The organism is Patulibacter brassicae (assembly GCF_033949425.1).
Lineage (GTDB): Bacteria > Actinomycetota > Thermoleophilia > Solirubrobacterales > Solirubrobacteraceae > Patulibacter > Patulibacter brassicae.
The window spans coordinates 41,838-60,408 of sequence record NZ_JAXAVX010000018.1 but is presented as its reverse complement, the minus strand read 5'-3'; the positions used below and the strand labels follow the sequence as shown (position 1 = coordinate 60,408).

Below are 18,571 nucleotides of genomic sequence, written 5' to 3'. Positions count from 1 at the left end.
GGGCCTTGAGATCATGGCTGCGGTACTACAACCGCAGGCGTCCTCACACGGCACTCGGCGACCGGCCACCCATCAGCCGCGTTCACCAAGACCGTGGGCACAACAGCTAGCGCGCCGCGCGGGCCGCGGTCCGCGCTCGCTCCGCGGGTGCCGCGGAGTCCACGAGATCCGAGGCCGTCACGCCCACGTGACGGCCTCGGTCGTTGCGGGGGTAGGGTCCGGCCGGTGACCGAGAGCCTGCGCCGGACGAGCCTCTACGACGCCCACGTCGCCGCGGGCGCCCGCGTCGTGCCGTTCGCCGGCTGGGAGATGCCGGTGCAGTACGCGGGCGTGAAGGAGGAGCACCTCGCCGTCCGCGGCACGGCCGGCGTCTTCGACGTCTCGCACATGGGCGAGATCCGCACGCACGGCCCGCAGGCGCTCGAGTTCCTGCAGCGCCTGCTGTCCAACGACGTGGCGCGGATCGAGGTCGGCGGCGCGCAGTACGCGCTGCTCCTGCGGCCCGAGGGCGGCGTGGTGGACGACCTCTTCACCTACCGCCTCGCCGACGACGTCTACCTGACGGTGACGAACGCCGCCAACCACGCGAAGGACCTCGCCTGGTTCCGCGAGCACGCCGACGGCTTCGACGTGGTGGTCGAGGACGTCGCCGACGACTACGCGATGCTCGCCGTCCAGGGACCCGAGGCCCGTGAGCGGATCGCGCCGCTCGTCGACGGCGGGCTGCCCGCGCGCTTCCGCATCGGGCGCCGGCGCCTCGTGCTGCCCGGTGCCGGGAGCGCGGTCGACGCGCTCGTCGCCGGGACGGGCTACACGGGCGAGGACGGCGTCGAGGTCCTCGTCGCGCCCGAGGCGGCGCCGGCGCTGTGGGACGCGCTGCTGGCCGCGGGCGTGACCCCGGTCGGCCTGGGCGCGCGCGACAGCCTGCGGCTGGAGGCGTGCTTCCACCTCTACGGCAACGACCTCTCCGACGACCGCGACCCGATCGGGGCCGGCCTCGGCTGGGCCGTGAAGGAGGACACCGGCCATCTCGGTGCCGACGCGACGCGCGTCGCGCGCGAGCAGCTCGCCGCCGACGGGGGGACGGGGCCCGACCGCGAGCGGCTCGTGCCGATCCGCTTCACCGACCGCGGCATCCCGCGCCAGGGCAACGCCGTCGTCGGCGGGGGCGTCGTCACGAGCGGCGGGTTCTCGCCGTCGCTGGAGGCCGGCGTCGGGCTGGCCTACGTGCCCGGTGCCCGCGCCGCGGTCGGGACCGCGATCGAGGTCGACGTGCGCGGCAAGGTGCGCCCGGCGGTCGTCGCGGCCAAGCCGCTGTACCCGCCGCCCGCCTGACCCGGTCCCGGCGCGTCCCCGGGCGTCCCGGGAGGCGCCGGGCGCGGGCGCTAACCTGCGTGGCCGTTGTCACCGACCCGACAGGGAGCGACATGGCGGACGCGTCCTACCCCGAGGACCTGAAGTACCACCCCGAGCACGATTGGGCCCGAATCGACGGCGACACGGCCGTGTTCGGGATCACCTGGTACGCCCAGGACGCCCTCGGCGAGGTCGTCTTCTTCGACCCGCCGGAGGTCGGCGCGACCTTGACCGCCGGCGACTCCTACGCCGAGGTCGAGTCGGTGAAGGCCGTCTCCGACGTCATCGCGCCGCTGTCGGGCGAGGTGCTCGAGGTCAACGAGGCGCTGGAGGACAGCCCCGAGTCGATCAACGAGGACCCGTACGAGGCCGGCTGGCTCGTGAAGGTCAAGCTCAGCGACACGAGCGAGATCGACGGCCTGCAGGACCGCGACGCCTACGTCTCCTCCCTGAGCTGAGCCGGACCGCCGCTTCGTGACCCGCTACACCACCGCCACCGACGCCGACCGGGAGGCGATGCTCGCCGCCGTCGGCGTCGGCTCCGTCCGCGACCTCCTCGCCGAGCAGATCCCCGCCGCGCTGCTGCGCGACGAGCCGCTCGCGCTGCCCGACGGCCGCAGCGAGCAGGAGGTCTACGTCCACCTGCGCGAGCTGGCCGCCGCGAACACGTCGGCCGAGGACGAGGTGACGTTCCTCGGCGCCGGGATGTACGACCACTACGTCCCCGCGCTCATCGACATGCTCCTCGGGCGCTCGGAGTTCCTGACGCCCTACACGCCGTACCAGCCCGAGGTCTCGCAGGGCGGGCTGCAGGTGATGTTCGAGTACCAGACCGCCATCAGCGAGCTGACGGCGCTCCCGGTCTCCAACGCCTCGGTCTACGAGGGCCCCTCGGCGGTCGGCGCGGCGGCGTACCTCGCGAAGCTCCACAACGGCCGCCGGCGGATCGTCGTCTCGGCCGGCGCGCACCCGCACACGCTCCAGACGCTGGAGACGCTCGCCATCGGCTACGGCAGCGAGGTCGTCGTCGTGCCGCTGAAGGACGGCGCCACCGATCCGCAGGCCTGGGCCGCCGCGATCGACGAGGACACCTCCACGGCGATCCTCCAGCAGCCGAACTTCCTCGGCGCGGTCGAGGACGTCGCCGCGCTGACCGCCGCGGCGAAGGACGTCGGTGGCGAGAAGCTCGTCACCGTCGGCGCCTACGACCCGATCACCCTCGGGATCCTCGCCCCGCCCGGCGAGGTCGGCATCGACGTCGCCGTCGGCGAGGGCCAGACGCTCGGCAACCGCCTGGACTTCGGCGGCCCCTCGTTCGGCTTCTTCGCCGCCCGCGAGGCGTTCCTGCGCCGGATGCCGGGCCGGATCGCGGGGGAGACGACCGACGTCGACGGCCGCCGCGGCTTCGTGCTGACGCTCCAGACGCGCGAGCAGCACATCCGCCGCGAGAAGGCGACGTCGAACATCTGCACCTCGCAGGCGCTGAACGCGCTGGCGGGCGTCGTCTACCTCGGCTGGCTCGGCCGCGAGGGCCTGCCGGAGCTCGCCGAGCTGCTCGCGCGGCGCACGCACTACGCCCGCACGACGCTCACCGCGATCGACGGGGTCGAGCTGCTGCACGGGCAGCCCGTCGTCCGCGAGCTCGCGCTGCGCCTGCCCGGGATCGACGTCCCCGCGCTCGTGGCCCACGTCCAGGAGCACGGCTACCACCCGGGGCTCGCGCTCGCGCGGACGCACCCGGACGCCTACCCCGACGGCCTGCTCGTGGCCATCACCGAGCAGCGCACGAAGGACCAGATCGACCGGCTCGCCGAGCTGCTCGCCGCGGGCGTCGCGGCCCAGCGGGGCAGCGGATCCGGTCCCACCACCGGCCAGAACGGAGTCGCCGCATGAGCACGCCCGTCGAGACGCCCGTGCCGGTCATCGGCGAGGCGGTCCTGCCCGCGGCCGGTGGCTCGGACCCCCGTCCCCTCCAGGCCCCCGGGCCCAGCGCCGTCGGCGGCAACCCGCTGCAGCGCGACCACGCGACGACGATCTTCGAGAAGGGCGCCGCGGGCCGGCGCTCGTTCGTCGCGCCGGACGCCGGCGTGCCGGAGGCCGACCTCGACGAGATCCTGCCCGCCCGCCTGCGCCGCTCGGCGCCGGCGCGGCTGCCGCAGGTCACCGAGGGCGAGCTCGTGCGCCACTACGTGCGCCTGTCGCGGCGCAACTTCGACCTCGACACGGGCTTCTACCCGCTCGGGTCGTGCACGATGAAGCACAACCCGCGGCTGCACGAGCGGGTCACCGCGCTGCCCGGGCACGCCCGGCTGCACCCGTTCCAGGACCCCGCACACGCGCAGGGCGCCCTGGAGCTCATGTGGGGCCTGGAGCGGCAGCTCGCCGAGGTCTCCGGCCTGCCGCACGTCTGCCTGCAGCCCTCGGCCGGCTCGCACGGCGAGCTCGCCGGCGTCCTGCTGGCCCGCGCCTACCACGAGGCGCGCGGCGAGACCCGCACGAAGGTCCTCACCCCCGACACCGCGCACGGCACGAACCCGGCGACGGTGACGATGGCGGGCCTGGAGGTCGTGAAGGTCGCGACGAACCCCGACGGCGGCGTCGACCTCGACGACCTGCGGGCGAAGGCCGACGACGACACGGCCCTCCTGATGCTCACGAACCCCAACACGCTGGGGATCTTCGACCCGAACATCGAGGAGATCTCCTCGATCGTCCACGGGGTCGGCGGCGTCCTGTACTACGACGGCGCGAACCTCAACGCCATCATGGGCATCACGCGCCCCGGCGACATGGGCTTCGACATCGTGCACTTCAACCTGCACAAGTCGTTCACGCAGCCGCACGGCGGCGGCGGGCCGGGCTCCGGTCCGATCGCCGTCTCCGACCGGATCTCGCCGTACCTGCCGCTGCCGGTCATCCGGCGCGAGGAGGCGCCCGCGGGCGACGGGCCGACCGGACCGTCCGGCGCGCGGTTCTCGCTCGTCGAGGACGCCGCCGCGCTGCCCGAGGGCGCGCCCGGCTCGCAGTCGATCGGCAAGCTCCGCGGCTTCCAGGGCAACTACGGCTGCTTCGTCCGCTCGTACACGTACATCACGAGCCTCGGTGCCGCGGGCCTGCGCGACGCGTCCGAGGTCGCCGTGCTGAACGCGAACTACCTGCTGGCGAAGCTCGAGGAGCTCGGCGTGCGGGAGTACCTGCCGCTCGCCTTCGGGACGCGCTGCATGCACGAGTTCGTCCTCTCGGGCGGACCGCTGAAGCGCGACCTCGGCATCCGCACCCTCGACCTCGCCAAGCGCCTGCTGGACCACGGGTTCCACCCGCCGACGGTCTACTTCCCGCTGCTCGTCGACGAGGCGCTGCTCATCGAGCCGGTCGAGACGGAGGCGAAGGAGACGCTCGACGCGTTCGCCCTCGCGATCGCCGAGATCGTCCGCGAGGCGCAGGACGACCCGTCGCTGGCCCAGAACGCGCCGTACTCGACGCCGGTCCGCCGGCTCGACGAGGCCGGCGCCGCGAAGCGCCCGCGGATCCGCCAGCCGCTGGATTGACGCCGACGTCGCCGGTCGCCCGACGCGGGTCGGCCGGCGACGCACGACGGCGCGCACGACGGCGCCGCGGGCGCTGGACCGGGACCGCCGCGTTCTGGCAGGCTCGGGCCATGCGTCCCCCGACCGTCGCGAGCCCGCCCGCGCCGATCGCCGAGCCCGCCGTCCGGCGGCTCGCGAGCGACTGGGCGCGCGAGCTCGACACGCTCGCCGAGGAGATGCACACGTACCTCCTCGCGCGGGTGCCCGAGGCGTCCTCGGACCCGGAGATCTCGCGCCTGACGCTCGCCTCGTGCGCGTCGAACATCGAGGCGATGCTCTCGATGATCCGCCACGGGATCCCCGCGTCGGCGATCGAGGCGCCGATCGCCGCGCTCGAGCACGCGCGCCGGATGGCCGCCCGCGGCCACGGCATCGACGTGACGCTGCGCTTCTACCGCGTCGGGCACGCGTACTTCTGGGAGCGGTGGAGCGTCGACCTCGTCCACGCGATCGAGGACCGCGACCGGCTCGTCACCGCGCTCTCGGCGACCGCCGGGTTCCTCTTCCACTACATCGACGTCATCTCCGGGCTCGTCTCGACGGAGTACCTCGCCGAGCGCGAGCGCCGCCAGCGGCGCGCCGCGGTGGTGCGGGCCGACCTCGTGCGCGCGGTGCTCGCCGGCGAGGCGATCGAGCGGACGGCCACGGAGCAGGCGCTGGGACACCAGTTCGGGCCCCGCCAGGTCGCCTTCCTCTGCTGGAGCGACGACGATCCGGCGACGCTCGAGCGCGCCGCCGGGACGGTGACGTCGGCGCTCGGCGCGGGGCGCAGCCTCGTCGTCCCGGACGGCGCCCACGCCCTGGCGGGCTGGCTGAACGCGACCCGGGACGTCGACCCCGACGACCTCGCGCGGCGCGTCGCCGAGGTCGCCCCGGACGTGCGATTCGCGCTCGGCGGGCCGGGGGCGGGCATCGCGGGGTTCCGACGCAGCCACGACGAGGCGCAGCGCGCGCGACGGATCGCCCAGCTGCTCGAGGCCGGGGCCGCGCCCGTCACCGCGTACCGCGACGTGGCGCTCGTCGACCTGTTGTCGCGCGACCTCGAGGCGGCGCGCGCCTTCGTGCGCGCCGAGCTCGGCGACCTGGCGGCCGACGACGCGGCGACGCGCCGCGACCGGGAGACGCTCCTGGCGGTGCTCTCGCCGCACGGCGGGCCCGGCGTCGCCGCGCACCGGCTGGGCGTCCATCGCAACACGGTGCTCCAGCGGGTGCGCCGGGCGGAGGCGCTGCGCGGCGTGCCCACCGGGACCCGGTCGACCGAGCTGCTCGCGGCGCTGCTCCTGGCGGCGACGCTCGACCGGACCGTCCTGGACTAGCGGACCTCCTCCTGACTTCCGCGGCCGCCGGCCGGCGAAGCGCCCCCGGAGGGCGGGTGTGCGGCTCGCACATCGGAGTGGGCCGATCGGCCCTCGTCGGGGCCGTCGCGCCGGGGCTACGGTGCGAGCACCACCGTCCTCGTCACCCGAGAGGCACGACCCGATGTCCAGCGTTCCCGCCGAGAGCCCCGTCACCGTCCGCCGCATCCCGAGCCCGGAGGAGCCCGTCCCCGTCGTGGCGGTGCCGACCCTCGTCCTGCTCGTCGTCTCGATGGCCGTCTGGATCGCGAGCACGACGCTCTACGCGACCGGCGACCTCGCCTGGTGGGCGACGATCCCGATCAACGCGGTCGCCGGGTACCTGCTCTTCACCGTCGCCCACGACGCGGGGCACCACTCCGCCTCGCGGGTGAAGTGGCTCAACGACCTCATGGGGCGCGTCTCGACGCCGTTCTTCGCGCTGCACGCCGCGTTCCCGGTCTGGCGCTTCATCCACATGCAGCACCACCGGTTCACGAACCACGACGACGGCGCGGACCCCGACCACTACACGATGGAGGGCCCGGCCTGGCAGCGGCCGCTGCGGTGGCTCACCATCGACTACGCGTACATCGGCTTCTACCTGCCGAAGCTCGGCAGCCGGCGGCCGAAGGAGCGCGTCGAGGCGATCGCGTTCATCGTCCTCGGCATCGCGGTCCCCGTGGCCCTCATCGCCACCGGCAACGTCGTGGCGTGGCTCGTGATCCTCTTCATCCCGTCGCGCCTGGCGATCATGTGGCTCGCCTACGCGTTCGACTACCTGCCCCACAACGGCCTGCACCACAAGCCGACCGAGGACCGGATGAAGACGACGCGCAACCGCATCGGCGGGGAGCGCTGGGTGTCGCCGCTGATGCTGTACCAGAACTACCACCTGGTCCACCACCTGCACCCGATCGTCCCGTTCTACCGCTACATCGCCGTCTGGCGGCGCAACGAGCCCCGCTACCTCGACGGCGACCCGGCGCTCTCGACGCTCCGCGGGCGGGAGATCACGCCCGACGAGTACCGGCGGATGCGGGACCTCGTCGAGCACCACCACTAGGCGCCGATCCGCTCGGCGCCTCGGCCGGGCACGAACCCTCCGGTCCGGGCGCGCCCGCGCCGGGCGGGTCGTGCGACCGCCTAGCGTCCCGGTGGTGCGCGGCGCGGACTGGATCGAGCACCGGCGCGACGACGGCGAAGTGGTCGGCTGGATCGTCCCGGAGGGGGAGGGCTTCGCCGCGATCGACCGTCTCGGGCGGCGGGTGGGCGCCGGTCCCGTGGACTGGGTGCGCGCGGAGGAGCTGCTGGAGGAGCGCGGCCTGCGATGGCTCGCCGACCGGTGGCTCCTGCGGGAGCCGGACGGGTGCGAGCGTCCCGTCCGGATCGTGGAGCTCGACGACGAGCAGGTGGTGCTCGCCGACGACGACTTCGGGGCGGCGGCCGTCGTCGGGGGCGATCCGCGCCGCACGACGCTCCCGCTGCCGGCCGACGACCGCCTGCGGCCGGCCGGCGGGTGACCGGGCTCGGACCGGGACCGGCGTGGGACACGGCGGACCGGCAGCCGGCCGGGCCTGGGTAGGGTCCGACGCCATGAGCCAGGTCACGGCCGTCACCGACCACCACTTCGCCGCCCCGGTCGCCGCCGTGCGGTCGGCGATCGAGAGCTACGCGACCGTGCGGCCGCTGATCCTCACCGACCACTACGGCGGGTACGAGGTTCTCGAGGGCGGCACCGGCGCCGGCACGGTGATCTCCTACACGCTCCAGGCGACGAAGAAGCGCCAGCGCCACGTGGTCGCCGACGTCTCGATCACCGAGGGCGGCGACGTCGTCGAGCGCGACCGCAACTCGACGCTCGTCACGACGTGGTCGGTGCACGCTCACGGCGACGTCGCGCACGTCACGCTGACGACGACCTGGCAGGGCGCGGGCGGGATCGGCGGCTTCTTCGAGCGGACGTTCGCCCCCAAGGGCCTCGGACGGATCCAGGCCGAGGTGCTCGCGAAGCTCGAGTCCGTCGTCGGCGGCGAGGGCGCCGCCGTCCCGGCCTGACCCGCCGCGACGACGCGCCGGCCGGGACCGCGCGTCCCTCAGGACCGCTCTCGGGCGTCCTGCTCGGTCGACCGGCGCGGCACGACGATCACCGGGCAGCGGGCGTGGTCGAGGACGGGCCGCGAGACGCTGCCCAGCAGGACGTGCCCGACGGGGCCGTAGTCGCGCGAGCCGACGACGAGGAGGTGCAGCTCCGCGGAGCGCTCGCTCAGCTCGTGGACCGGATCGCCGTGGAGGGCGACGGCGGTCGGCCGGGCGTCCTGCGGCAGGCTCGCGACGCGCTCGGCCAGCAGCTCCTCGGTCTCGCGCTCGAGCACGAGCGGATCGAGGGCCACCGGCGCCACCCCGCCCGGCGACGGCGGCAGGACGAGGACGTCGGACACGCCGATCACCTCGAGCGCCCGGCCCTGCGCGGCGGCGAGCGCCGCCGCCAGCTCGGCCGCGGCGTCGGCCACCTCGGAGCCGTCGTAGCCGACGCCGATCGGCGCGATGGCGCGGGTCGCGTCGGCCTCGTGGGCGTGCCCCTCGGTGCGCGGCGGGATCGCCACGGGGCACGGCGCGCCGTGGATGATCGCCGTGCTGTCGCTGCCGAGCAGCAGGCGACCGACGGCGCCGTGCTGCGCCGGCCCGATGACGATGAGGTCCGCGTTCTGGCCGGCGGCGACGTCGTGCAGCGCGTAGGCCGGGGAGGCGACGGGCACCGACAGCAGCTCGACGCGGTCGCGCAGCGCGGCCGGGAGCGTGTCGCGCAGCCCCTCCAGCAGGGCCATGCCCTCGCCGTGCAGCGCGTCGTCGAGCTCCTCCTGCTTGCCGCGCCGGCCGAAGCGCGTCGCCCGCGGGGCGTACGCGTGCAGCAGGGTCAGCTGCGTCTCGTCGCCCCCCGTGACCGTCGCCAGCTCGGCGGCGAGCCGCAACGCATCGGCGGTCCCGGGACCGTGGTCGCACCCGACGAGGATCTGCTGGAGCACCGTGTGTGCCTTCCGTAGGGGAATGGTGCTCCAAACGTATCGCTCCGCGTGGCGCGCCTCGTCCGCAGCCGCCCCTGACGTACGCTCACGTCCCGTGCGCGTCTACTCCGGCATCCAGCCCACCGGTCGCAAGCACCTCGGCAACTACCTGGGGGCGATCCGGCACTACGTCACCGGCCAGGAGGAGGCCCGTGCCGCCGGGGACGAGGCGATCTTCTGCGTCGTCGACCTCCACGCGACGACCGTCGCCTACGACCCGGCCGAGCTCCGCGACCGCACCTACGACACGGTCGCGATCCTCCTCGCCGCGGGCCTCGATCCGGCGGCGTCGATCCTGTACCGCCAGGGCGACGTGCCCGAGGTCCCCGAGCTGACGTGGCTGCTGACGTCGGTCACCGCCCACGGCGACCTCAACCGGATGCACCAGTTCAAGGAGAAGTCGGCCCAGCAGCGCGAGCTCGTCTCGGCCGGGCTGTTCCTCTACCCGGTGCTCATGGCCGCCGACGTCCTGGCCTTCCGCGCCGACCGGGTGCCGGTCGGCGACGACCAGCGCCAGCACATCGAGCTCATGCGCGACATCGCGCTGCGCTTCAACGCCCGCTTCGGCGGCGGCGACGACGGCGAGCCCCGCGAGATCCTGCGCGTGCCCGAGGGCGTCTACCCGACGGTCGCGGCGCGGATCATGGACCTCCAGGCGCCCGAGCGGAAGATGTCGACCTCGTCGGGCTCGATCGAGGGCACGCTCTACCTGCTCGACGACGCGAGGACGACCGAGAAGAAGCTCAAGCGCGCCGTCACGGACTCCGAGAACCCGCCCCGGATCGTTCGCGGCCCGGAGAAGGCCGGCGTGTCGAACCTCATCGACATCCTCGCCGCGACCACCGACCGCACCCCCGACGAGGTCGAGGCGTCCCTGACCGACGCTCGCGGGTACGGCGACCTGAAGGTCGCGGCCGCCGACGCCGTCAACGCGACGCTCGCGCCGCTGCGCGAGCGCTACGCCGAGCTGCGCGGCGACGAGGCGGCGATCGAGGCGGCGCTGGCCGTCGGCGCCGAGAAGGCGCGCGCCATCGCGCAGCCCGTCCTCGCCGAGGTGCGCGAGGCGATGGGCGTCGGCCCGCGCGCCTGATCCGGCCCGGGCCCGGGCCGCCCTGCGGCCCCGGGCGTGCGCGGGGACGGTCCGGAGCGGCTCCGGCGGTCGCCGGTGGAGGGAGACGGCCCGGAACGTTCCCGGCGGTCGCCCGCAGAGGGGAGACGGCCCGGAACGTTCCGGCCACGCCCCACGGCTCACGGCCCAGGGCCCACGCCCCACGGCCCGTCGCCGGGCCGAGGCGGCCGTCCCCGGCGCGCGACGTCCTCAGCGGCGGAGGGTCGCGTTCCCCGGGCGTCCGAGGCGGCCGGCCGCGCTCAGCGCCCGGCTGCGGACGACCTCGCAGACCGCGCGCCGCGCCCGCGACGACGTCCCGGCACCGCGCATCGTGTTCGGGCGCCGGTCGCGCCGACCGCGGCGCTCGCTACCCTCGCCGCGTGCGCGCGACCGCCTACGTCGCGGGTCTCGAGCTCGACCTGGAGGTCTTCAGCGGGCCCTTCGACCTGCTGCTGACCCTCGTGCTGAAGGAGGAGGTCGACCTGCTGGAGGTCGACCTCGCCGAGGTCGTGCTCGCCTACCTCGACCACCTCGAGCAGCGGGGCGACCTCGACCTCGAGGTCGCCACCGAGTTCCTCGTCCTCATCGCGGCGCTGCTGGAGCTCAAGTCGCGGCTGCTGCTCCCGCGCGAGGAGTCCGACGAGCTCGACGACGTCCCGGCCGAGGAGGCCGCCGAGGAGCTGCTGGAGCGGATGCTCCAGGCCCGGCGCTACAAGGCCGCGGCCGAGCACCTCGTCGAGCTGCAGCAGGCCGAGGAGGGCAAGCGCTACCGCCAGGCGCCGCTGCCGGCCCACCTGCGGCGCTTCACGGAGGACGACGCGATCGCCGTCCACGACCCGCGCCGGCTCGGCAAGGCGCTCGGCGGGCTCCTGCGGCTGCCGCCCAAGGTCTCGCTGCACCACGTCACCGTCGCGCGCGTGACGCTGCCCGAGCGCCTGGCGCACCTGCGCTCGCTCCTGCGACGCGGCACGTTCACCTTCAGCGAGGCGGTCGCGGGCGCCGATCGCACGACCGTCGCGGTGACCCTCTGGGCGCTGCTGGAGATGTACAAGCAGGGCGAGGCGGACTGGACCCAGGCCGAGCCGTTCGACGAGATCCACATCGCTGGCGTCTCCGCCGGCGCCCCCCGCTGGTCGGCGGCGCGCGAGGTCGCATGAGCACCGAGCAGGAGCAGGATCGGGCCGGCGAGCCGCCGGAGCCGGCGACCGACGCCGTCGACCCGTCGCCCGCGCCGAGCGCGCCGAACGCCGACTCCGACGCGGACGAGCCGTCGGTCGCCGTGCCCCTGCCGGGCGAGCCGCCCGCGCGCGACTTCCCCGCCCCGCCGCCGGGCGAGCAGTCCGGCCTGGCCTCGCAGATCGAGGCGCTGCTCTTCCTGTCCTCCGAGCCGGTCACCGTCGACGACCTCGCCGCGGCCTGCGACGTCTGGGCCGACGAGCTCGCCGCGGCGCTCGAGGAGCTCCGCCGCGCCTACGCGCCCGGCCGCCGCGGGCTGCTCCTGCGCGAGATCGGCGGGGGCTTCCTGCTCTCGACGGCGCCGGAGACCGAGCCGGCCGCGCGGCGCCTGCTCACCGCGCCCCGCACGCCGCCGCTCACGCCGGCCCAGGCCGAGACGCTGGCGATCGTCGCCTACCTGCAGCCGGTGAGCCGGCCCGAGATCACCCGCATCCGCGGCGTCGCTGCCGACTCCGCCTGCGCGACGCTCGTCGAGCGCGGCATGATCGAGGAGGCCGGTCGCTCCCAGTTCGGCGCGGTGCTCTATCGCACCACGGGCCTGTTCCTGAAGCTCTTCGGCCTCGACGGCGTCGCCGACCTGCCCGACCCGGCCGCCTGGGACCCGACGCCGGAGGAGACCGCCGATCTGCGCGACCGGCTGCTGCGGGCCGGCGACGCCCGCGGCGGGCGCGAGGCGACCGACGGCGACGACCCCGCGGAGCGCCCGCCGTTCGATCCCGACGCCCTCGTCGAGACGCCGGCCGACGCGCCGGCGCCCGCCGAGGACGGATCGACGGCACCGGCCGACGCGCCGCCCGCCCCGCCCGAGACGGCCAGCGACGACGGCTCGGCGGCGCCCGACGACGAGCCCGCCGTCCTGCCCGAGACGCCCGCCGAGGACGGCGACGCCGGCCCCGACGCCGGGCCGGCGGAGTCCTGATCGTCACCGACGGACCGGCCGTCCCTGGTATCCCCTGAGGTGATGGACGTCGGTCCCCGCCACCTCTTCGTCACCCGCGGCGATCTCACCGCGCTGCACTGCGACGCGTGGCTGCTGCCGACCGACCGCGACGGCAGCGTCACGCCCGGCTGGGTCGTGACGATGGCCGCGACCGGGCGCGGCGTGGGCGACGCCCGGGGCGGCCGGCTCGACGAGCCCGCGCGCCGCGAGCTCGCCGCCGACGGCGCGACCGTCCTGCGGCGGCCGAGCGCGGCCGGCCCGGGGATCGTGGCCTGCGACACGGCGGTCCCGCACCACGACGTCCCCGCCGCCGCGCGGGCCGCGAGCACCGCGCTGCAGCGCCTCACCGCCCTGACGGCCGACGCCGCGGGACCGAGCGCGGCGCTCGAGCTGCCGCGGCCGCGTCCGCTCGTGGCGCTGCCGACCGTCGGCGTCGGGGCGGGCGGCGGCCACGGGGTGCGCGGCGCGGTCCTCGCGGGCCAGCTCGACGCGCTCCAGGCCGCCTTGGCGCGGGACGACGCCGGCCCGGACGTCGTCCTCGTCTGCTTCGACCACGAGCACTACGCCGCGGCCCAGCGCGCGCGGCGCAGCGCCGGCGGCGACGAGCGGTTCGCGGCGCTCGTCGGTCCGGAGCTGCACGAGCGGGTCGTCGCGCTCGCCGCGCACGCCCGCGCGGGACGCCTCGTCCCGTTCGTCGGAGCGGGCGTCAGCATGGGGGCGGGGCTGCCGTCCTGGGTCGGATTGCTCGACGAGCTCATCGCGGACGCGGGCATGGAGGCCGACCGCCCGGCGCTGGACCGGCTGGACCTCCGCGACCGCGCGGCGCTCATCCAGTCCCGGCTCGGGGCCGGCCGGCTCGCCGAGATCCTGCTCGAGCGCCTCGGCCGCGCCCGTCGGGTCGCGCTGCAGCACCAGCTGCTCGCGTCGCTGCCGGTGACGGAGGCCGCGTCGACGAACTGGGACGACCTCTTCGAGCGCGCGTGGACCGCGGCGGGCGCGGGGCCGGTCGCGGTGCTGCCGTTCGACGGCCGGGCCGCCGACGGGTCGTGGATCGTGAAGCTCCACGGCACGGTCCGCGACGGGCGGTTGCACGGCGTGGTGCTCACGCGCGAGGACTACCTGCGGTTCGGCGCCGAGCGCAACGCGCTCGCGGGGATCGTCCAGTCGCTGCTGCTCACGCGGCACATGCTCTTCGTCGGCTTCGGCCTGAACGACGAGACGTTCCACCGGATCGCGCACGACGTGCGGCTCGTGCTGGAGCGCACGGTGGGGCTGCACGGCACCGGCGCGTACGCCACGAGCCTCTCGCCCTCGCGCCACTCCGTCTCCGAGGAGCTCTGGCGCGGGCAGCTCGACGTCCTGAGCACCCGCCGTCCGGAGGACGGGGAGGGGCGGGCGGGCACCGCGCCGGCCGCGCGGCGGCTCGAGATCCTGCTCGACGCGCTCGGGATGCACGCGGTCGATCCCCTCGGGCACCTCCTGGACCCGACGTTCGACGGCGCGCTGTCGGAGCCCCAGCGCCGCGTCGCGGCCGCCCTGCGCCGCTTCGCCGCCGACGTCGGTCCCGCGTCGGCGGCCCTCGGGCCGGACGATCCGACGGCCGCGGCCATCGCCGCGTGGCTGGACCGGATGCGCCCCGCCGACCGCTGAGCCCGCGCGCGAGGGCTCCCCGGTCGCCCGGGTCCCCGAGACGACCGACGGGCTTCCCAGTCGTGGGAGCCGCGGGCGCCGCGGAGCGGTGCGCCGTCCCCGTCCGCGCGACCGTGACCGACGGAAAACATGCATTGCCGGTCTGCAATGCGTAATATGCGCGCTCGCAAACCCGGATTTCCTCTCGGGAATCGAAAGAAACGAGACGCGATGCGTGCACGCACCCTCCTCCTGACCCTGCTGGCGGCCCTCTCGGCCACGGTGCTCGCCGCGTGCGGCGGCGCCAGCGACAGCACCTCGGGCGACGACGACGGCGCCTCGAGCTCGGGCGGGGGCGCGCGCCTCTCGCTCGTTGCCTACGCCGTGCCGAAGGTCGGCTTCGACAAGGTCATCCCGGCCTTCCAGAAGACCGAGGCCGGCAAGGGCGTGACGTTCGCGCAGTCCTACGGCGCCTCGGGCGACCAGTCCCGCAAGGTCGAGGCCGGCCTGCAGACGGACGTCGTGAACTTCTCCGTCGAGCCCGACGTCACCCGCCTCGTCGACAAGGGCATCGTCGACGCGGACTGGAACGACGCGGCCCACCGCAAGGGCCTGGCGTTCGGCAGCACCGTCGTGATCGTGACCCGCAAGGGCAACCCGAAGAACATCAAGACCTGGGACGACCTGCTCAAGCCGGGCATCGAGGTCGTCACGCCGAACCCGTTCTCCTCGGGCGCCGCGAAGTGGAACCTCCTCGCGCCGTACGCCGAGAAGAGCCAGGGCGGCAAGAACCCGCAGGCGGGCCTGGACTACCTGCAGAAGCTCATCGGCGATCACGTGAAGGTGCAGCCGAAGTCCGGTCGCGAGGCCACCGAGCAGTTCCTGCAGGGCACCGGCGACGTCCTGCTCTCGTACGAGAACGAGGCGCTCTTCATCGAGGGCGACGGCGAGGACGTCGAGCACGTCACGCCGCCGAGCACGTTCAAGATCGAGAACCCGATCGCGGTGCTGAACACCAGCAAGCACCCCGAGCAGGCGAAGGCGTTCCTCGACTTCAACCTCAGCGACGCGGGCCAGCGCATCTGGGGCGAGGCCGGCTTCCGCCCGGCGAACCCGAAGATCCTCGCCGAGTTCGCCGACAAGTTCCCCGAGCCGAAGAAGCTCTGGACGATCGACGACCTCGGCGGCTGGAAGACGGTCAACGACGAGCTCTTCGACCCGGACAAGGGCTCCGTGGCGAAGATCTACGACTCGGCCACCGGCTGATCGACCCGTGGCGTCCTCGTCGGTGCAGGCCGACCGTCGACCGGCGGGCCGCCGCCTCTCCCAGCGCACCGCGGGCGGTGTCGGGCCCCTGGGGCTCGGCATCGCCACGCTGTGGCTGAGCCTCATCGTCCTGCTGCCGCTGGCGGCGATCAGCGCCAAGGCGTTCGACAACGGCATCAGCGGCTTCTTCGACGCGATCGACCTGCCCGCCGCCCGCGCGGCGCTGCTGGTCACCGTCGGCGTCTCCCTCGTCGTCGCGCTCGTCAACGTCGTCCTCGGGACGCTCATCGCCTGGGTCCTCGTCCGCGACGAGTTCCCGGGCAAGCGGTTCGTCAACGCGCTGATCGACCTGCCGTTCGCGCTGCCGACGATCGTCGCGTCGATGGTGCTGCTCTCGCTCTACGGGCCGCAGAGCCCGTTCGACGTGCAGCTCAACGCGACCCGGCCGGCGCTCGTCATCGCGCTGCTGTTCGTGACGCTGCCGTTCGTCGTGCGCGCCGTCCAGCCGGTGCTGCTGGAGCTCGACAAGGAGGTCGAGGAGGCCGCCGCGTCGCTCGGCGCCAGCTCGGCCACGACCTTCCGCCGGATCATCCTCCCGGCGCTCCTGCCGGCGATCCTCACCGGCACCGGCCTCGCGTTCACGCGCGCGATCGGCGAGTACGGCTCCGTCGTGCTCATCGGCGGCGGCGTGCCGCGCAAGACCGAGGTCGCCTCGCAGTACATCCAGAAGCAGATCGAGATCGACCGGGTCGTGAACGCCGCCGCGGTGTCCTTCGCCCTGCTCGTGATCGCCTTCTCCGTCCTGTTCCTGCTGCGGATCGTCAGCAGCCGGGCCACGAGGCGCGAGGAGGCCGCCCGATGAGCTCCGTCGTCGACCGCGTCGGCTCCCGCGTGGGCCCGAGTCGCCGCACGACCCTGACGCTGCGCACCATCGCGCTGGCGTACCTCGGCATCCTCGTCCTGCTGCCGATCGTCCTGATCCTCTACCGGACCTTCGAGGACGGGTTCGGCGCCTTCTGGTCGTCGATCACGACGCCGGCGGCGATCTCCGCGCTGCAGCTGTCGCTGCTCATCATCGCGATCGTCGTGCCGGTGAACGTCGTCTTCGGGATCGTCACCGCGCTGGCGCTCGTCCGCGGGCGCTTCCGCGGGCGCGGCGTCGTGCAGGCGATCGTCGACCTGCCGTTCGCGGTCTCGCCGATCGTCGTCGGCGTGTCGCTCATCCTCCTCTGGGGCGCCGACGGCTGGTTCGGCTTCGTGGAGGACACCGGCTTCAAGGTGATCTTCGCCCTGCCCGGCATGGTCCTCGCGACGATCTTCGTGACCCTGCCGTTCGTCGTGCGCGAGGTCGAGCCCGTCCTGCGCGAGATCGGCGAGGAGCAGGAGCAGGCCGCCGCGACGCTCGGCGCGTCGCGCTGGCAGACGTTCTGGCGGATCACGCTGCCGGCGATCCGCTGGGGCCTGACCTACGGCGTCGTGCTGACGGTCGCCCGCGCGCTCGGCGAGTTCGGCGCGGTGATCATGGTCTCGGCCGGCGTCGCCGGGGAGTCCCAGACGCTGACGCTGCTCGTCCACGCCCGCTACATCGACGACCACAACACGTTCGGGGCCTACGCGGCGTCGACGCTCCTGATGGCCCTGGCCATCCTGACCCTGCTGCTGATGACCGTCCTCGACCGCAAGAGGCATGCCGCATGACCGATCAGAACGCGCCGCGGAGGACCGACGGCACCGCCCCGAGCGCCGCGGACCTGCACGGCCTCGTCGAGGGGTCGACGGCGATCGCGTCCGGCTCGCACGAGATCGCCGTCAGCGGGCTGCAGAAGCACTACGGCGACTACCACGCGCTGCGCGACATCGACCTGACGATCCCGAGCGGCTCCCTGACGGCGCTGCTCGGGCCGTCGGGCTCGGGCAAGTCGACGCTCCTGCGCGCGATCGCCGGCCTCGAGGTCCCGGACGGCGGCGTCGTGCGGATCGGCGGCGAGGACGTGACGTTCGTGCCGCCGCAGCGCCGCGAGATCGGCTTCGTCTTCCAGCACTACGCGGCGTTCAAGCACCTGACGGTCCGCGACAACGTCGGCTTCGGCCCGTCGATCCGCAAGCTCCCGAAGGACGAGATCCGCCAGCGCGTCGACGAGCTGCTGGAGATCGTCGGCCTCGACGGCTACCAGGACCGCTACCCCTCGCAGCTCTCCGGGGGCCAGCGCCAGCGGATGGCGCTCGCCCGCGCGCTCGCCGTCCAGCCGAAGGTCCTCCTGCTCGACGAGCCGTTCGGCGCGCTGGACGCGAAGGTCCGCGAGGACCTCCGCCAGTGGCTGCGCCAGCTGCAGACCGAGACGGGCGTCACGACGGTGCTCGTGACGCACGACCAGGAGGAGGCGCTCGACGTCGCCGACCACATCGCCGTGCTGGCCGAGGGCCGGATCGAGCAGTGGGGCACCCCGCGCGAGGTCTACGACGAGCCGGCCAACGACTTCGTCAAGGGCTTCCTCGGACCGACGGCGCGCCTGCGCGGCGAGCTCGTGCGCCCGCACGATCTCGTCCTCTCGCTGCGCCGGATCGACGACGCGGAGCCCGTCACGGTCGAGCGCGTCGTGCACCTCGGCTTCGAGGTCCGCGTCGACCTGCGCGACAGCGGCGGCGAGGCCCTCTCGGCCCAGACGACGCGCGGCGAGGCCGCCCGCCTGGACCTCCACCAGGGCCAGGCGCTCTTCGTCCGGCTCGGCCGTCCGGGCGAGGACCGCGTCGAGGTCGCCTGACGGCCAGCACGGTCGGAGCCCCGCATCTGCGACGGGAGTCCGGCCCGCTGCGCGGCCCTCGGCGCGCGGACGTCGGCCCGGAACCCCCGGGCCGACACCTCTGCGAGGGAGTTCCGCCGACCCCGTCCGCGCCAGGTGCGAGCGAGCCCTGCCATGCCTGGCCCGGCACCGCGGTGGCGGAGCCCCGACCACGCGTGCCTCGTACGGCGGGAGCGTGCGGAACGTCGACCTCGCCGCCGACGCTCCGCCGAGAACGACGTTGGACACGTCCTCCGTGCGGAACGTCGA

Annotated in this window: 18 protein-coding genes; 17 read left to right on the top strand and 1 reads right to left on the bottom strand. The window is 74.5% G+C overall.

What is annotated here, in order from left to right; genetic code table 11:
- Positions 1 to 5 precede the first annotated feature (5 nt).
- The 9 genes from SK069_RS20330 (at position 6) to SK069_RS19095 (ending at position 8,335) form a co-directional block, all read left to right on the top strand.
- A complete protein-coding gene (locus SK069_RS20330; protein WP_406628316.1) occupies positions 6 to 110 on the top strand; it encodes an integrase core domain-containing protein in 105 nt (34 codons plus the stop codon).
- Between the two features lie 115 nt (positions 111 to 225).
- Positions 226 to 1,335 (top strand): glycine cleavage system aminomethyltransferase GcvT, encoded by a 1,110-nt coding sequence (gcvT, locus tag SK069_RS19130; RefSeq protein WP_319955866.1) that lies wholly within the window; start codon positions 226 to 228, stop codon positions 1,333 to 1,335.
- A 92-nt stretch (positions 1,336 to 1,427) separates the two neighbouring features.
- Entirely contained in the window at positions 1,428 to 1,814 is a 387-nt protein-coding gene (gcvH, locus tag SK069_RS19125; protein ID WP_319955865.1) for a glycine cleavage system protein GcvH, read from the top strand.
- Between the two features lie 16 nt (positions 1,815 to 1,830).
- On the top strand, positions 1,831 to 3,249 hold the full coding sequence (gene gcvPA, locus SK069_RS19120; RefSeq protein WP_319955864.1) for an aminomethyl-transferring glycine dehydrogenase subunit GcvPA: 1,419 nt from the start codon (positions 1,831 to 1,833) through the stop codon (positions 3,247 to 3,249).
- Positions 3,246 to 4,904: an aminomethyl-transferring glycine dehydrogenase subunit GcvPB gene (gene gcvPB / locus SK069_RS19115; protein WP_319955863.1), complete on the top strand. Its 1,659-nt coding sequence runs from the start codon at positions 3,246 to 3,248 to the stop codon at positions 4,902 to 4,904. The genes gcvPA and gcvPB overlap by 4 nt, the downstream gene beginning before the upstream one ends.
- A 110-nt stretch (positions 4,905 to 5,014) precedes the next feature.
- A complete protein-coding gene (locus tag SK069_RS19110; RefSeq protein ID WP_319955862.1) occupies positions 5,015 to 6,259 on the top strand; it encodes a PucR family transcriptional regulator in 1,245 nt (414 codons plus the stop codon).
- A gap of 163 nt (positions 6,260 to 6,422) precedes the next feature.
- Positions 6,423 to 7,343, top strand: a complete 921-nt coding sequence (locus SK069_RS19105) for a fatty acid desaturase (RefSeq protein WP_319955861.1) — start codon at positions 6,423 to 6,425, stop codon at positions 7,341 to 7,343.
- Positions 7,344 to 7,437: 94 nt separating this feature from the next.
- The gene (locus SK069_RS19100) at positions 7,438 to 7,800 is read left to right on the top strand and encodes a hypothetical protein (RefSeq protein WP_319955860.1); all 363 of its coding nucleotides are present in this window, start codon (positions 7,438 to 7,440) and stop codon (positions 7,798 to 7,800) included.
- 73 nt (positions 7,801 to 7,873) lie between these two features.
- Positions 7,874 to 8,335, top strand: coding sequence for an SRPBCC family protein (locus SK069_RS19095; RefSeq protein ID WP_319955859.1), 462 nt, complete (start codon positions 7,874 to 7,876; stop codon positions 8,333 to 8,335).
- A gap of 38 nt (positions 8,336 to 8,373) precedes the next feature.
- Here SK069_RS19095 and SK069_RS19090 read toward each other — a convergent pair whose 3' ends face one another.
- Positions 8,374 to 9,303, bottom strand: a complete 930-nt coding sequence (locus tag SK069_RS19090; protein ID WP_319955858.1) for a universal stress protein — start codon at positions 9,301 to 9,303, stop codon at positions 8,374 to 8,376.
- A gap of 94 nt (positions 9,304 to 9,397) precedes the next feature.
- On the opposite strand from SK069_RS19090, the gene trpS reads away from it, so the two are divergent.
- From trpS to SK069_RS19050, 8 genes are all read left to right on the top strand, one after another.
- Complete coding sequence (trpS, locus tag SK069_RS19085) at positions 9,398 to 10,432, top strand: tryptophan--tRNA ligase (protein ID WP_319955857.1); 1,035 nt, start codon at positions 9,398 to 9,400, stop codon at positions 10,430 to 10,432.
- A gap of 398 nt (positions 10,433 to 10,830) precedes the next feature.
- The gene (locus SK069_RS19080; RefSeq protein ID WP_319955856.1) at positions 10,831 to 11,607 is read left to right on the top strand and encodes a segregation and condensation protein A; all 777 of its coding nucleotides are present in this window, start codon (positions 10,831 to 10,833) and stop codon (positions 11,605 to 11,607) included.
- Complete coding sequence (gene scpB, locus SK069_RS19075) at positions 11,604 to 12,605, top strand: SMC-Scp complex subunit ScpB (RefSeq protein WP_319955855.1); 1,002 nt, start codon at positions 11,604 to 11,606, stop codon at positions 12,603 to 12,605. The genes SK069_RS19080 and scpB overlap by 4 nt, the downstream gene beginning before the upstream one ends.
- A 42-nt stretch (positions 12,606 to 12,647) precedes the next feature.
- The gene (locus tag SK069_RS19070; protein ID WP_319955854.1) at positions 12,648 to 14,276 is read left to right on the top strand and encodes an SIR2 family protein; all 1,629 of its coding nucleotides are present in this window, start codon (positions 12,648 to 12,650) and stop codon (positions 14,274 to 14,276) included.
- A gap of 210 nt (positions 14,277 to 14,486) precedes the next feature.
- Positions 14,487 to 15,521: a sulfate ABC transporter substrate-binding protein gene (locus tag SK069_RS19065; RefSeq protein ID WP_319955853.1), complete on the top strand. Its 1,035-nt coding sequence runs from the start codon at positions 14,487 to 14,489 to the stop codon at positions 15,519 to 15,521.
- 22 nt (positions 15,522 to 15,543) lie between these two features.
- On the top strand, positions 15,544 to 16,383 hold the full coding sequence (gene cysT / locus SK069_RS19060) for a sulfate ABC transporter permease subunit CysT (protein ID WP_406628315.1): 840 nt from the start codon (positions 15,544 to 15,546) through the stop codon (positions 16,381 to 16,383).
- Positions 16,380 to 17,219, top strand: coding sequence for a sulfate ABC transporter permease subunit CysW (cysW, locus tag SK069_RS19055; protein ID WP_319955851.1), 840 nt, complete (start codon positions 16,380 to 16,382; stop codon positions 17,217 to 17,219). Before cysT ends, cysW begins: the two co-directional genes overlap by 4 nt.
- The gene (locus SK069_RS19050) at positions 17,216 to 18,283 is read left to right on the top strand and encodes a sulfate/molybdate ABC transporter ATP-binding protein (RefSeq protein ID WP_319955850.1); all 1,068 of its coding nucleotides are present in this window, start codon (positions 17,216 to 17,218) and stop codon (positions 18,281 to 18,283) included. The genes cysW and SK069_RS19050 overlap by 4 nt, the downstream gene beginning before the upstream one ends.
- Positions 18,284 to 18,571 lie beyond the last annotated feature (288 nt).

Excerpts from the sequence above, each read along its gene's own strand:
- SK069_RS19110 (WP_319955862.1), top strand. The coding sequence starts at position 5,015 with ATGCGTCCCCCGACCGTCGCGAGCCCGCCCGCGCCGATCGCCGAGCCC.
- gcvPB (WP_319955863.1), top strand. The coding sequence starts at position 3,246 with ATGAGCACGCCCGTCGAGACGCCCGTGCCGGTCATCGGCGAGGCGGTC.
- SK069_RS19105 (WP_319955861.1), top strand. The coding sequence starts at position 6,423 with ATGTCCAGCGTTCCCGCCGAGAGCCCCGTCACCGTCCGCCGCATCCCG.
- SK069_RS19065 (WP_319955853.1), top strand. The coding sequence starts at position 14,487 with ATGCGTGCACGCACCCTCCTCCTGACCCTGCTGGCGGCCCTCTCGGCC.
- cysW (WP_319955851.1), top strand. The coding sequence starts at position 16,380 with ATGAGCTCCGTCGTCGACCGCGTCGGCTCCCGCGTGGGCCCGAGTCGC.
- SK069_RS19050 (WP_319955850.1), top strand. The coding sequence starts at position 17,216 with ATGACCGATCAGAACGCGCCGCGGAGGACCGACGGCACCGCCCCGAGC.
- gcvH (WP_319955865.1), top strand. The coding sequence starts at position 1,428 with ATGGCGGACGCGTCCTACCCCGAGGACCTGAAGTACCACCCCGAGCAC.
- SK069_RS19070 (WP_319955854.1), top strand. The coding sequence starts at position 12,648 with ATGGACGTCGGTCCCCGCCACCTCTTCGTCACCCGCGGCGATCTCACC.
- scpB (WP_319955855.1), top strand. The coding sequence starts at position 11,604 with ATGAGCACCGAGCAGGAGCAGGATCGGGCCGGCGAGCCGCCGGAGCCG.
- SK069_RS19095 (WP_319955859.1), top strand. The coding sequence starts at position 7,874 with ATGAGCCAGGTCACGGCCGTCACCGACCACCACTTCGCCGCCCCGGTC.